General features: G+C 57.0%; 11 protein-coding genes. 6 read left to right on the top strand and 5 right to left on the bottom strand.

What is annotated here, in order from left to right; all coding sequences use genetic code 11:
- Positions 1-534: 534 nt before the first annotated feature.
- From PSJ8397_RS16110 to PSJ8397_RS16100, 3 genes are all read left to right on the top strand, one after another.
- Positions 535-1074 (top strand): DnaA N-terminal domain-containing protein, encoded by a 540-nt coding sequence (locus PSJ8397_RS16110; protein ID WP_159453162.1) that lies wholly within the window; start codon positions 535-537, stop codon positions 1072-1074.
- Positions 1075-1219: 145 nt separating this feature from the next.
- The gene (locus PSJ8397_RS16105) at positions 1220-3322 is read left to right on the top strand and encodes a glycosyltransferase (RefSeq protein ID WP_143515515.1); all 2103 of its coding nucleotides are present in this window, start codon (positions 1220-1222) and stop codon (positions 3320-3322) included.
- Positions 3319-4548 (top strand): hypothetical protein, encoded by a 1230-nt coding sequence (locus PSJ8397_RS16100; RefSeq protein ID WP_085865670.1) that lies wholly within the window; start codon positions 3319-3321, stop codon positions 4546-4548. Before PSJ8397_RS16105 ends, PSJ8397_RS16100 begins: the two co-directional genes overlap by 4 nt.
- Here PSJ8397_RS16100 and PSJ8397_RS16095 read toward each other — a convergent pair.
- Entirely contained in the window at positions 4495-5223 is a 729-nt protein-coding gene (locus PSJ8397_RS16095) for an ABC transporter permease (protein ID WP_235000807.1), read from the bottom strand. The genes PSJ8397_RS16100 and PSJ8397_RS16095 overlap by 54 nt on opposite strands.
- Positions 5224-5687: 464 nt before the next feature.
- On the opposite strand from PSJ8397_RS16095, the gene PSJ8397_RS16090 reads away from it, so the two are divergent.
- Positions 5688-6782, top strand: a complete 1095-nt coding sequence (locus PSJ8397_RS16090) for a hypothetical protein (protein ID WP_085865668.1) — start codon at positions 5688-5690, stop codon at positions 6780-6782.
- 14 nt (positions 6783-6796) lie between these two features.
- Complete coding sequence (locus PSJ8397_RS16085) at positions 6797-7462, top strand: ABC transporter ATP-binding protein (RefSeq protein ID WP_085865667.1); 666 nt, start codon at positions 6797-6799, stop codon at positions 7460-7462.
- A 20-nt stretch (positions 7463-7482) separates the two neighbouring features.
- Here PSJ8397_RS16085 and rfbA read toward each other — a convergent pair whose 3' ends face one another.
- Genes rfbA through PSJ8397_RS16070 form a run of 3 tightly spaced genes read right to left on the bottom strand, consistent with a single transcriptional unit; the run spans position 7483 to position 11224 of the window.
- Positions 7483-8373, bottom strand: coding sequence for a glucose-1-phosphate thymidylyltransferase RfbA (gene rfbA / locus PSJ8397_RS16080; protein ID WP_085865666.1), 891 nt, complete (start codon positions 8371-8373; stop codon positions 7483-7485).
- On the bottom strand, positions 8370-9242 hold the full coding sequence (rfbD, locus tag PSJ8397_RS16075) for a dTDP-4-dehydrorhamnose reductase (RefSeq protein ID WP_085865665.1): 873 nt from the start codon (positions 9240-9242) through the stop codon (positions 8370-8372). Before rfbD ends, rfbA begins: the two co-directional genes overlap by 4 nt.
- Entirely contained in the window at positions 9242-11224 is a 1983-nt protein-coding gene (locus PSJ8397_RS16070) for a polysaccharide biosynthesis protein (protein WP_085865664.1), read from the bottom strand. The genes rfbD and PSJ8397_RS16070 overlap by 1 nt, the downstream gene beginning before the upstream one ends.
- A 221-nt stretch (positions 11225-11445) precedes the next feature.
- Between PSJ8397_RS16070 and PSJ8397_RS16060 the strand changes: the two genes are divergently transcribed.
- The gene (locus PSJ8397_RS16060) at positions 11446-12276 is read left to right on the top strand and encodes a sulfite exporter TauE/SafE family protein (RefSeq protein ID WP_085865662.1); all 831 of its coding nucleotides are present in this window, start codon (positions 11446-11448) and stop codon (positions 12274-12276) included.
- Positions 12277-12291: 15 nt separating this feature from the next.
- Here the strand turns inward: PSJ8397_RS16060 and PSJ8397_RS16055 are convergent, their stop codons facing one another.
- Positions 12292-13023: a sulfotransferase family protein gene (locus PSJ8397_RS16055; protein WP_085865661.1), complete on the bottom strand. Its 732-nt coding sequence runs from the start codon at positions 13021-13023 to the stop codon at positions 12292-12294.
- Between the last annotated feature and the right edge of the window lie 157 nt (positions 13024-13180).

Genomic DNA, 13180 nt, shown 5'->3' with positions numbered 1-13180 from the left:
ATCGCACCTCCGAATCGGGTCTGGCTCTATTCTTGGGATTAGACACTTATATTGGGGTGACATTCGACATCCTCCACCACGTCTTGTGGGGACATCTTACGTCAATAAGGGGACACTCAGGAGGTCCCCCAATACCGTAGATACCAATTTTCATTTGATTTAAGATATGAAGCAAGAGGACGGATAAACCGAATCCTTGACAGCCCGCCCCTTTCCAACGCAAATAAATCAACAGTCGGGAAAAGCGTTCGAAACCCAACCTCTCAAAGAAGAGGAGGCGCCTTACCGATGAGGCAACTGGCAAAGACCAGGATAACAGGCGGGCAGGGCATGAACACTTATGGGTCCCACGCGAGATCTACCTTTGCAAAAGTCCAAGGGTATCGCGAAACCAAAATCACCGGACCGGGATCATCGGCGATCAAGTACGATGTTCTCACAGCACTTTTAGTGACTGTTGCACATGATTCAGGGTCTTTGGGCCGATTGGCGGGGCGACTGTCGCTTGTGATCACAGCGCGGTTCAATTGGCGAATGGGGACCTTTAATGTAGGTCTAAAGGAATTGGCCCGCATGTGGGGCGTGACCGAACGCACCGCCAAACGTGAGATGGCGCAGATGCGCAGTCTGGGCTGGATTAGTGTCGAAAGGCCAGCTGCACGCGGACGGGTGGCCCAACACCGGATTGAATTCACGGCTCTGTTGCGCAGCACCGCGCCCCATTGGGACGCCGTCGGTCCAGACTTTGCAGCACGCATGACGGGTGCGCCTGAACCCGCAGAGACACCCAATGTCGTGCCTTTGCATGGAGACAAAGTTTCTCTGCCACCGGAGGATGGGTCGAATTGGCCCCGGGTTGCTGAAATCCTATCGCAAAGCGACCCTGCCGCCTATCGGTCTTGGTTTGCCAATCTCGTCCCTGTCGAATGTGAGACAGAGGTTTGGGTTCTTCTGGCGCCCTCAAGATTTGCGGCAAGCTATATTCAAACCCATCTGAAAGACCGCGTCCTGATGGCGATTGCCACGATTGACAGATCCGTTAGACGTGTCGAAGTGATCGCAGACGGCACGTAACGCCGACTGTGCAAAGTTCGACCTAGTGAAAGAGGAGGGCGCGGATTTGATAAGTCCCTATTATCGCATAAAACGTCTTTTCTCTCTCTATGTGGCCTATCACGCAGAAGATGACCAGACGCGGCTTGGGACGCGTTTGCGGTTCATGCCAGGGTTTGCAATTGCCGGTGCAAAGGCTCTGCCACACGCCCTGCGGTGGGCGAGATACCGCGACCCCACAGCACGGGCGCGGGTGAAACAGATACTGGACATGTCAGGGCCTGCGCCGATTGCACTAAATATCAGCCTGCTGGAGTCTTCGCAGACGCCTACGGATGCACCTGTTGCGACAGGTGTGACGATCATTATGCCGGTCTATAACAATCGCACGATGACGATGGAGGCTCTGCGGCGTGTCGCGGCGCATACGGATGTGCCTTGGCGCCTGATCCTCATCGATGATGCCAGCCCGGATCCTGCTGTGCGTCCGGCCCTTGGGACTTTTGCGAAGACACATGACGACAAGGTCCATCTGGTCCTGCAAGACACGAACAAGGGGTTTGTAGGCACTGTGAACGAGGGACTGGCGCGCGCACGCGCGTGGGAGGACCCCGTTGTTATTCTCAATACGGATGCATTTGTGCCAGACCGCTGGGCCACCCGGCTTTTGCGCCCGATCTGGACTGATCGGACGGTGGCGTCGGTCACGCCCCTGTCAAACGATGCGGAGCTGGGGTGCGTCCCTGCCATCAGCCAACCCATGGAGATCAGCAAAGAGCTGGCGGATCGGTTGGACGATCATGCACGCCAGATCGAAGGCGGGCCTGACTGGATCACGGCCCCGGCGGGTGTTGGGTTTTGCATGGCCCTTGCGCCGCAATTCTTACGCGAGATCCCCCAGTTCGACGCAGTTTTTGCGCCTGGATATGGGGAGGAGGTGGATTGGTGTCAAAAAGGCGCCCGCAAAGGTGGGAAACATGTCTATCTGCCATCCCTGTTTGTGGCGCACATGGGGGGGCAAAGCTTTGGATCTGAGGCGAAACAGAGACTGATTGCGCGCAATTCCGACATCCTATCGCGCCGCTACCCGCGGTTCGATGCGGAGGTTTTCGGGTTCGTTCGGCGGGATCCACTGGTCACGGTGCGCGTGTTCTTGGGGCTGGCTTGGGCGGTAGACGCGGGGCAGGGCGCTGCCTTGCCGATCTATATCGGGCATTCGATGGGCGGCGGGGCCGAAATTGATTTGCGCCGGCGCATTCAGGGCGACTTTGAGACCCATCAGGCCGTCGTTGTCCTACGGTTTGGCGGCACGTTTAGGTTTACGTTGGAACTGTGGTGGCCGGGTTTAGAACAGCCCGTTGCCGCTGGAACAGACGACTGGTCAGATATCGTGGCGATGCTAACGCCTGTCAAAAACAGACATGTGATCTATTCCAATGCCGTCGGGGATGTGGACCCGATTGAGGTCGCGGGCTTCGTGCTGGATGTGTTGGGCGGGGCCGATGGGCGACTTGACGTTCTTATTCATGACTTCTTTGTCGTCAGCCCGTCTGTGACATTACTGGGGCAGGGGGACGTCTTTCGCTGGCCCCTTGATGCGGCGGATGGCCGTCACCAAAGCCGTCGGGCCAAGGGCGGGGTCGTCACATTGGCAGAATGGCAGGATCATTGGCGGTCGCTCCTGATCCGCGCAGACAAGATCCTTTGCTTTTCCCTCGCCAGCGTCGGCATCATCAAAGGCGCTTATCCGGATTTGACCTCGGTCGTGTGCGAGCCGCACACCTTGCCTGTCGCCGTACCACAGACCCCCAGCAGGGGAAGGCGGCCGACCATTGGCGTTCTGGGCAATATGTCGCCCCAAAAAGGAGCGCACTTTGTTGCGGAGCTGAGCAGAGCGGTGCAGATGGATGACACCGTAGACCTTGTCTTGTTGGGGAATATGGACCCTGGTTTTGAACTGGACAAAGAAACCCTCCAGCACGGGCCATATGAGGTGGTCAATCTGCCTGAATTGGTGGCCCAATACGGGATAACCTGTTGGCTCATTCCGTCCATCTGGCCTGAGACGTTTTCGTTCACGACCCATGAGGCCATTGCGACCGGCCTTCCAGTTTTGGTGTTTGATTTGGGCGCACAGGCGGATGCTGTCAGGCAGTCCGTGGCGCAGGGCGGATTGGGCCATGTTCTGGATCACAGGCATGAAATGACAAAGGCCATTGAGACCTGTATCAGGGCCGCACAGGACTTTGGCACAACAGGATCAATATGACCAAACGGCCCAGGATCATTCTTCATGTCGGTGCGCCGAAATGCGGATCGTCTGCCTTGCAATCCGCATTGTCGGCCGCGCCACGCCTGAAATCTAAGACCGGTGAGGTTTTGTCCTATTCAGCGTTGCGGCCGTCGGGCACGGATTGGGTGCCGATGACGGGCCGCCTTGTGAAAATTGGCCGATCTATGTCTGTGGGCGGCTATGTCAGCTGTCCGAACTTTCTGTCGAAATCGGTAGATGGGCAGAAAATTGCTGCTGGATTGGACAAGATTTACCAGACCGCCACGCCGGGGTTCACGCCTGTTGTGTCGCAAGAGGGGTGGTATTCAAGGGCTGGCGTGTTCCAAGAGCTTTTGCCCCATTGGTTTGAACCCAGCGCGACAGCACCCCAGATAGAGGTCATCGCTTACGTGCGCCCCCCGATTGATTGGCTGAATGCGGCCTATTTCCAGTGGGGCGTATGGAGCAAGCAATCCGTTGGGACATGGATGGACCGCACGAACCTTTCCGTCCGGATGGGGCAGGTTCTCAAAGAATGGGCGGACCTGCCGAATGTGACCCTGAAGCTGCGGTTTGGGGGCGATGTTGTTGCGAACTTTGAGGACGAATATGGCGTCGCATTGCCAAAGCTTGGCGCGTTAAATTCCACGCAGACCCCCGCAATGATCGGGTTTTTGTTGCGCAACTCACGGTTCAGATCGACGGGCCATGATGTTGAGACAGAATTCACTGTGCAAAGGTGGTGCCAGTTCACACATCACCAGAAACCATGGGCCCTGTCCCCACGCCATATCGCGAAATTCAAGGACATGTTGGAGGGCGACATCGAGACCTTGTTTGATCTTGCGCCGCAGGCGGCAGACATTGCCCTGCAAGACCCGCGCTGGACGTCCTATGAGCCCTATTATGATGTTCTGGCCAAGGGCCCGTCGGATCTGACGAACATGTCGGATCTGATGGAATTGTTCGACACAATACGAGATGGGCTTTTGCGGGCGCAGGATCAGATCAGGGGTGCGCGCGCTGAGATTCCACCGACCCCAACGGCGGGATCGGATACTGAGACATGGGACGCGGCAATCAGTGTTATGCTGGATCAACTGATCGAGGCGGACCGGAAGCAAAGATTTGGATCGCTGCGCAAACGGATCGAGAAATTCACCGCAGAGCTATCGTTCAAGGGTCGATTTGTGAAACCGGCGCAACATGAGCAGGCCGATTGAGAACGACATCAACGATACGATCAAGACGTAGGATTCACTGACGTAATGGGCGTCATAGGAGCCATAAAACCCGTCCCGCACCATACCGATAATGTGAACCAACGGATTGAACCACAGATAGTCCTGATAGGGCTGTGGGATCGTGTCGAACAAAAAGAAAATGCAAGACAACAAAAACAATGGGCGCATCAGGATGCCCCAGGCCCGTTGGTAAATATCAAACCGTTTCATCATGAAGCAGTTGAACGTCCCAATGCTGAGCGCGAGCAGGGCCATATAGAAATAGCTTTTCACAAGAATGGCGAGGTCGGGCGTGATCCGCGTTTCTGACGTCAGGATGATGCCCATGAAAATGATATAGCTGACCATGATCTGGGTGATCAGATTCAGCAAAAACCGCGCCAGGATGGCATCCAGAAACGTCACACGCGGATAGCTCAGAAGGTGTTTTGAAAAGTTCAGGGCCTGGCCCAACTTTCCGCTGATGTCGGTGAACATCACAAACGGCAGCATTCCGGTGGCATAGAACATTGCAAAGTTGATCCCCAGCGCGGGGCTGCGAAACCCGATCGAGAAGATAATGGACAACAAAGCAATCCCCGCGAGGGGTTCAAGGATCGCCCACAAATATCCGCCGGGGGACCGCCCATAGGTCGTCGACATTTCCCGTAACATCAACGCCAAGACGGTTCTGGCACTGGCAAAACGCGGCAAGTGTCTTGAAACCCGAGGTTTGAGGGGAGGGGGCAGATCAGCGTGAGTGGTCATGAAAATCTCTGAAGGCGGGGCGTTGCAGGTCAGTCGGCCTTAACCCACGCGTTCTTGTCTAGCACAAACGGTTGAATTTAGATAGTTATCTATAACAGGTTCCCTGCTGCAGAGTTGGATGTTCAGTGTCAAATCAACCCAAACTCGTCCCCCCGGGCCCACCGAAGGCCCAGCCCGCCGACGCGCAAAACCCCGCCGGACCCCAAGCGCCGGCGCAACAGGCGGCACCTGCGCCGTCCGTACAAGCACCCGCGCCACAAGGCAATGCGCCCGCAGTCGGGGCACCCGCGGCGGCGCAACCCGCCCCGAAGGCACCGCCTGCAAATCAACCGGCCGGTCATGCCGTGTCACGCCCTGCGTCACAGGCCCGCATGAAACGGCGTCATTGGGGCGTGATCAGCAGTTTTGTCGTTTTCGTCCTGCTGCCGATGATCATGATTGCCTATTACCTTTGGGTTTTTGCCAGCGATCAATACGCATCCACCGTGGCGTTTTCTGTGCGCACGGAAGAGACCAGTTCCGCGTTGGAGCTTTTGGGCGGGATCACAGACCTGTCGGGGTCAAGTTCAAGCGATACAGATATTCTGTACGAGTTCCTGCAAAGCCAAAAGCTGGTTGCAGACATTGACGACATGATTGACCTGCGTGCGATGTGGTCAAAGCCGGAAAATGATCCGATCTTTGCTTTTGACACGGACGGGACGATTGAGGACCTGGTTGAGCACTGGAACAGGTTTGTTCACATCTCATATGATGATGCGGCGGGGCTGATCGAGGTGCGGGCGAATGCGTTTGATCCGGCGGATGCGACGTTGATTGCGCAGACCCTTTATGACCAGTCGACCGACATGATCAACGGCCTGTCCGCAATCGCCCGCGAGGACGCAATTCGCTATGCCCGGGAAGAATTGGACGCCGCCGTTGAATTGCTACGTGAGGCGCGCCAGCAGGTGACGCAGTTCCGCAACGTGAACCAACTGGTCGACCCGTCAGTGGACGTGTCCACCCAAGCAGGACTGATGGGCAGTCTTGAGGCACAATTGGCCGAGGCCTTGATTGAACTGGATATGCTGCCCGGCAACGGGCCCAACGATCCGCGGGTGTCCCAAGCGGAGTTGCGGATCGAAGTGATCCAGCGACGGATCGAAGAAGAACGGGCCAAATTGGGCGGCGGAGGTGTGGACGCAGGCGAGGCCTATGCCAACCTTTTGGGAGAATATGAACGTCTGGTTGTAGACCGCGAATTTGCCGAACAACGGTTTGCCAGTTCTCAGATCACCTATGATGCGGCCTTGGCTGAGGCCCGTCGTCAAAGCCGGTATCTGGCGGCCTTTGTGCTGCCCACCACGGCTGAAAGTTCGCGGTATCCGCAGCGGTTGACGCTGTTGTTCATTTGGTCGCTGTTTCTGGCCTTACTGTGGTCGATCTGTGTGTTGGTGCTTTATGCCATCAAGGACCGCCGTTAGGATTTGGGGCGGCCATGATCGAGTTTCACAATGTGACAAAGCAATTTGTCACCAATGGAAAAATCAAGACGGTCATCTCGGACTTGAACCTGTCGCTTCCCGGGCGCAGATCGCTTGGGCTGTTGGGGCGCAATGGCGCGGGGAAGTCGACACTTTTGAACATGATTGCAGGCACGTCCGAACCCACATACGGGCAGATTGTGACCGAAGGTCTGGTGTCGTGGCCCGTTGGGTTTGCAGGATCGTTTCACCCGGATCTGACAGGGCTGCAGAACTGTCGGTTTATTTCGCGGATCTATGGGGTCGATACGGACGGGCTCGTTGAATTCGTGGAGGATTTTGCAGGCCTCAAAGAACACTTTCGAATGCCGTTGAGGAGCTATTCCTCAGGTATGAAATCGCGGTTGGCGTTTGCCGTCTCAATGGGGATCGAGTTTGATATCTATCTGGTTGATGAAATCACCGCGGTGGGGGATGCGGCGTTTCGGGAAAGTTCGGATCGTTTGTTCCAGGCCCGGACGCAGTCATCCAGCGCGGTGGTGTGCAGTCATTCGATGGATCAGGTAAAACGTCTGTGCGATTGCGCGCTGGTGTTGGGCGACGATGGCGCGCAATTTTTCGAAAGCGTCGACGAGGCGATTCAGGTGCATAAACACAATATGGCCCAGCTGGTCAGGTAGGTCATGCAGCTAACGCGGGGCTATTCCTGCGCCAGTTTGAACAGATAATCGCCATAGGTTGTTTTGGCGAAAATTTTGGATCGCGCCGCCAAGGCTGCGCGGTCTATCCAGCCATTGTCGAAGGCCACCTCGTCAGGGCTGCCGGTTTGCAAACCTTGTCGGTTGTTGAGGGTACGTACAAAGTTGCCCGCGTCCAGAAGGCTAGCGTGGGTGCCGGTGTCGAGCCAAGCAAACCCGCGGCCCATCTGTTGCACCTGTAAGTGACCGTCTTGCAGATAGCTGTCGAGCAACGTCGCGATTTCCAGTTCGCCCCGCGCCGAAGGGGTCACAGACCGCGCCCGCTGAGACGCCGTTCCATCTAGGAAATAAAGGCCCGTCACCGCATAATTGGAGGGTGGCGTTGTCGGCTTTTCGACAATGGCTTTCACCTGACCTTGCGCGTCAAAATCCAGAACGCCGTAGTGTTCGGGATCGACGACGTGATAGCCGAAGACGACCCCGCCTTGGGTCACCTGATCGGCCGATTGCAACAGGTCCCGCAGGCCGTGCCCGAAATAGATGTTGTCGCCCAAAATCATGGCGCTGGAGGCCCCATCAAGGAAGTCTTCGGCCAGAAGATAGGCCTGCGCCAAGCCATCGGGGCTGGCCTGTTCGATATAGGTGAGCGTAATGCCCCATTGGCTTCCGTCGCCCAAGGTCCGTTCGAACTGGGGGCGGTCCTGCGGGGTGGTGATCATCGCGATCTCACGGATGCCGGCCAGCATAAGGACGGTCAGTGGATAGTAGATCATCGGTTTGTCGTAGATCGGCAAAAGTTGCTTTGAGACACCCAAGGTGATCGGATACAGCCGGGACCCGGTGCCGCCTGCCAGAACGATGCCTTTGCGGGATTGGGGGGAGGGATGGGTCATGGTGCCGCTGTGTCCAGTTCTTTCAAAACGCCGCTGAGGGCCTTGCGCCAGTCAGGGCGTTCGATGCCGAATATGTCAGTGGTTGCCCGACAGTCCAAACGGGAATTGAGAGGCCGTGACGCTGCAGTGGGGTAGTCCGCCGTTGTGATCGGTTCCACGATGCAGGTTTGACCTGACAAATCGAACACCGCACGCGCGAAATCCGCCCAGCTGACATCTGGGTAGCCGCTGAAGTGGTAAATGCCGGATTTCATGGGGTCACGCGCCAGTTTTGAGGCAATGGTCAGACAGGCGCTGGCGATGTCGCTTGCGCAGGTGGGTCCGCCGATCTGATCATCGACCACCCGCAACGTTTCATGATCCTTGGCCAAACGCAGCATTGTTTTGACGAAGTTCGTGCCATGTTCGGAAAACACCCAAGAGGTGCGCAGGACGGCCCAACGCCCCCCAGCGTCGCGAACCGCGTTCTCGCCGTTGCATTTAGAGAGACCGTAGATGTTCAGGGGGGCAGGGGTGTCCTTTGGGGTCCACGGTGTGTTGCCCTGTCCGTCGAATACGTAATCGCTCGACAGGGTGACGAAGGGAATGTCGCAGCCCGCGCAGGCGCGCGTCATTGCGGCGGGGGCTTTGCTGTTGATCACCTCTGCCAACTTCGGGTTGGATTCGGCGGCATCGACGTTGGTGTAGGCGGCGGCATTGATGACGGCATCGGGCCGGATGCGCTGGATCGCCTCTGCGCAGGCGGTTGGATCAGTCAAGTCGGCTTTGGCACGGTTCAAAAAGGTCAGCATCAGGCCAGGCTTGTCGACCGCGCAGTCTTGCAGGGCCTGCGCAACCTGGCCGGTTTGTCCAAACACCAAGACGTGCATCAGGTGGATGGGGCCTCGGAGTCTTTGGCGCGGTCGGGCACGGATATACGCCGCGCCGCACGGTCCTTGAAGGACGGAAAGACCCAGCGGTCTATCACGTCAAGCGCCAGGTGTTCATCCCCCGCTTCAATGGCGCGGTTGAGATCGCGCAGGGCGGTTGCTGCCTCAATTTCAGAGAGGCGCTCTTCTTCGACGCGATTGATTTTGGGGTGCTGGGTTGGCCATTGCGCGTGATTTTGCATGACCAGTTCTTCATGCAATTTTTCCCCTGCGCGCAGTCCGGTGATGACAATTTCGATGTCGCCGTTGGGGTTGTCTGCATCGCAAACGGTATGCCCTGCGGCCTCGATCATCTGACGGGCAAGCCGTTGGATCGGGATGGGCGCGCCCATATCCAGCAAAAACACATCGCCATGCCCCGAGGCCAAACCGGTGTAATTGCCCGCCATCAGAACCAGACGCGCGGCTTCGGACAGGGTCATGAAATAACGCGTCACCTCTTGGTGGGTGAGGGTCACAGGTCCGCCGCGGGCGATTTGTTCGGAAAAGAGAGGCACGACCGATCCGCTTGAGCCCAGCACGTTGCCAAAGCGGACGATGCCGAAACGGGTCCTTTTGGCGCGCGTTGCCAGGTCCTGCACCAACAGTTCGGCAAGACGTTTGGAGGCTCCCATCACGCTGGTCGGCTTCACTGCTTTGTCGGTCGACACGAGGATGAAGTGGCTGATGCCCAGATCGCGCGCGGCCTCGGCCACGCATTTTGTGCCCATGACGTTGTTGTGCAAACCCGCAAGGCGGTTTTCTTCGACAAGGGGGACGTGTTTGTAGGCGGCGGCATGCAATATGATGCTTACGTTGTGATTGACGATCGTGCGGCGCACCACCGTGTCGTCGGTGACTGATCCAAGGACCGCGTGAATTTCAATGCCGGTCTCAGCGATGCGCAAGTCTTCAAGTTCGTGATTCAGTTGGTATAGCGCGTATTCGCTGTTCTCAAAAAGCACCACGCGGGCTGGCCGACAGGACAGAATTTGCCGCGTAAGTTCGGACCCGATGGACCCACCGGCGCCCGTGATCATGACCGTTTGGTCTTGGTAAATGCCAGACAAGCCCTGCAGATCGTGTTCTAGGTTGTCGCGGCCCAGATAATCCGAAGGGTTCATCGGTTGAATACGGTCAAGCAATTCGCCTTGCCCCACGAGAGAGGCAAAAGACGGCAGGGTTGAAACCTGAACAGAGAGATCTTCGAAACGGCGTGCGATGCGTGCTTGTTTTGGCGGGCTGATCGAGGGCATCGCCAGCACGACCCGATCAATCGCCAGCTCCTTGATCAGCGCCTCAATTCTGAGGGGGGAAAAGACGGGCAGGCCGCCCACGGTGATATTTTGCAGGGTTTTATTGTCGTCGACGTAGGCCACAGGCACGACGGCGTCATCTGTTTGCAGGGCCGACGCCAATTGCACGCCGGTCTGGCCTGCACCATAGATCAGCACCCTTTGGCGGACTTGTCCCCGATGATAAAGCCAGATCGTCAGATTGCGCAGCAAAAGGCGGGTGCTGACCGACAGGATCAACAGAACCATGGTGAACACGACCATGTCGCTGGCTTGGCTGACAGGGCCAAACAAGAACCGGCTTGTTGCAATCCCCACCAGTCCGACCAGTGTTGCATATCCCGCAGTGCGTTGAATGCCGCTCTGTTCAAACGCGTTCAGTTTGATCCGCGGCAAGCCTAAGGCAAAGGAAAAGACGCCCCCGCTGAATGACATGATCAAAACCAGCACCCACAGTTCGGAGGGTTGTGACAGAATCGAAGCTATCGGGGCAGCCTGCACGAACATCGACGCGGGCTGCACGAATGTGAGAGCAAGCCACAAGGACAAGGGCACCAAGGCGATGTCCACAAGCAAAAGGATAGCAATTTTCTGGAGGCGATTCAGCCCTGTCGCAAAACGCCCAACCCATTCAAACACTGCGTTCATTGTGATCCTTGGGCAATACAGCTTACGTCGGCGGCACAGGTCCTGTTTCAGAATGCAGGCGTGCCGCGCGACAACCATAAGGCGCAAGGGGCCGAAGGTCAAAGGTCTGGGCAGAGGCGGCTTGATCAATTGAGGATGCGGGGACACACATGTGCTTGCATTCAAGGCGCGCGCACGGTTTGTCTGGGCCCACACAGGTGAGCGCAGACCACAGGGCGACGATGACAGATTTCACGACACTGGCAATTTTGGTGCCGCTCTTGTTGGCGGTGGGCGCGGTGGCCGGCACTTTGGCCGGACTTCTCGGCGTGGGTGGCGGTATCGTGATTGTTCCGGTTCTGTATTGGCTAACCGAGGTTGGTCTGCTGGACGTAGATCCGAGCGTTGCCATACATTTCGCTGTGGCTACATCGCTTTTGACGATCATCCCGACATCCATTTCTTCCGCTCGCGCGCATCACCGCAAAGGATCCATCGACGTTGAATTGTTCCGGGCATGGGCGCCGTTTATTGTTGTGGGCGCCTTGGCTGGGGGCGTTTTGGCCGCGAATGCGAATGCTGCGGCCTTGTCGGCGGTGTTCGGGGGGATCGCGATCCTTGTTGTGCTGAACATGTTGAACCCGAACCCTATCGTGCTTGCCGCTGCACCGCCTGCGTCCCCCGTAGGCCGCGCTGCGATTGCGGGGCCGATTGGGGCGTTTTCTGCGATGATGGGTATTGGCGGGGGCACCTTGTCGGTGCCTGCATTGACGTTGATGTCCTTTCCTGTGCACCGCGCCGTGGGGACGGCCGCCTTGTTTGGTTTGGTGATCGCCGTGCCAGGTATCTTGGGCTACGCTTTCGCAGGTCAGGACATTGGTGGGCTGCTGCCATTTTCGGTCGGGTTCATTAATGTGCCTGCGGCGATCGTGATCTCAATCGCTACGTTCATCTTTGCGCCCATTGGTGCGAATATTGCACATCGGTTGAATGCGCGCGCCCTGCGGCTGGCCTTTGCCGGTTTTCTGGCACTGAGCGGGCTAAAGATGTTGTTTGAGGCCTTTGGTGCCTAAACCCGTAAGGCGAGGCTAAGCAAACAAGCGACGGGCGGCATCATACACTCGGGAATCAAGCCGCGTGTAATACGACAAGAGAGCATCAATTTCCGGTGTCACGTCTTCGATTTCGACCTTGTCGCTATTGGGTTCGCTGACGCCAAAAGTTTCGCGCGCGCGCGTTTTGGGAATGGACTTTGGCGCAGGTTTGGACAGGCGGGCAAAAACCTCATCCACTGCTTTGGGCAGATCTTCGAGAAATCCGACTGTATCGATGCGCATTAGGTTTCGCATGGACAGTCGGATCGCCTCGTCCTCAGCGATTGGCAGCCTGTTTCGTCCACCAAGAGCGACGCGCCCCATCAGGTTTCGAACGTAGGAATTGTCGATATTCTGGATCATGTTGTCCGGCATATCGCGCAAAAATTCCAACAATGTGCGGTCTTTTGCAAACCGTGGGCCGACCAAATTGAGCTTTTCGATCTGGTCGCGGGTTTGCGATTTCCAGAAGTAATACAGCGACAGGATGCGCGCCTTCGGCTCTCTGAGCAGGGTGATCGTGTAGGCCGGCTGGGAAACCCGTGACAGACCGTGAAAATCCATATGGGCCGAGAAGAAGTCATACTTTTGAAGGTCTTCTCGGGTGAACCTGTCAAACGCATTGAAACGTTCGGGGCAGGTTTTCTCAGGTTCGAAATGCTCTGCCAACAAACGGTGGAGGGTCGTTCCTCCCGTCTTGGGAAGATGCATCAAAGCTACGCGCATGGGACAGGCCGGTCTTGAGGGAATCTGTGCCGCATCTATCCGAGTTTGACGTTTGAATGCAAATCATTCCCGCGTGGGATTGGTTTGCGCGGCGGTGTGTATGGACCAAAAAACCCCGCGACAGGGTCGCGGGGGGAAGTATCGTGGCGCGGGAGAT

Origin of the sequence: Pseudooctadecabacter jejudonensis, from assembly GCF_900172275.1 — a bacterium.
Taxonomy (GTDB): domain Bacteria; phylum Pseudomonadota; class Alphaproteobacteria; order Rhodobacterales; family Rhodobacteraceae; genus Octadecabacter; species Octadecabacter jejudonensis.
Note: the sequence above shows the minus strand (reverse complement) of the source record. Positions and strands in the feature narration are given on the sequence as shown.

Bases quoted from the DNA above. Each gene is read 5' to 3' on its own strand.
- PSJ8397_RS16110 (WP_159453162.1), top strand. From the start codon at position 535: ATGGGGACCTTTAATGTAGGTCTAAAGGAATTGGCCCGCATGTGGGGC.
- PSJ8397_RS16105 (WP_143515515.1), top strand. From the start codon at position 1,220: ATGCCAGGGTTTGCAATTGCCGGTGCAAAGGCTCTGCCACACGCCCTG.
- PSJ8397_RS16100 (WP_085865670.1), top strand. From the start codon at position 3,319: ATGACCAAACGGCCCAGGATCATTCTTCATGTCGGTGCGCCGAAATGC.
- PSJ8397_RS16095 (WP_235000807.1), bottom strand. From the start codon at position 5,223: ATGTTACGGGAAATGTCGACGACCTATGGGCGGTCCCCCGGCGGATAT.
- PSJ8397_RS16090 (WP_085865668.1), top strand. From the start codon at position 5,688: ATGAAACGGCGTCATTGGGGCGTGATCAGCAGTTTTGTCGTTTTCGTC.
- PSJ8397_RS16085 (WP_085865667.1), top strand. From the start codon at position 6,797: ATGATCGAGTTTCACAATGTGACAAAGCAATTTGTCACCAATGGAAAA.
- rfbA (WP_085865666.1), bottom strand. From the start codon at position 8,373: ATGACCCATCCCTCCCCCCAATCCCGCAAAGGCATCGTTCTGGCAGGC.
- rfbD (WP_085865665.1), bottom strand. From the start codon at position 9,242: ATGCACGTCTTGGTGTTTGGACAAACCGGCCAGGTTGCGCAGGCCCTG.
- PSJ8397_RS16070 (WP_085865664.1), bottom strand. From the start codon at position 11,224: ATGAACGCAGTGTTTGAATGGGTTGGGCGTTTTGCGACAGGGCTGAAT.
- PSJ8397_RS16060 (WP_085865662.1), top strand. From the start codon at position 11,446: ATGACAGATTTCACGACACTGGCAATTTTGGTGCCGCTCTTGTTGGCG.
- PSJ8397_RS16055 (WP_085865661.1), bottom strand. From the start codon at position 13,023: ATGCGCGTAGCTTTGATGCATCTTCCCAAGACGGGAGGAACGACCCTC.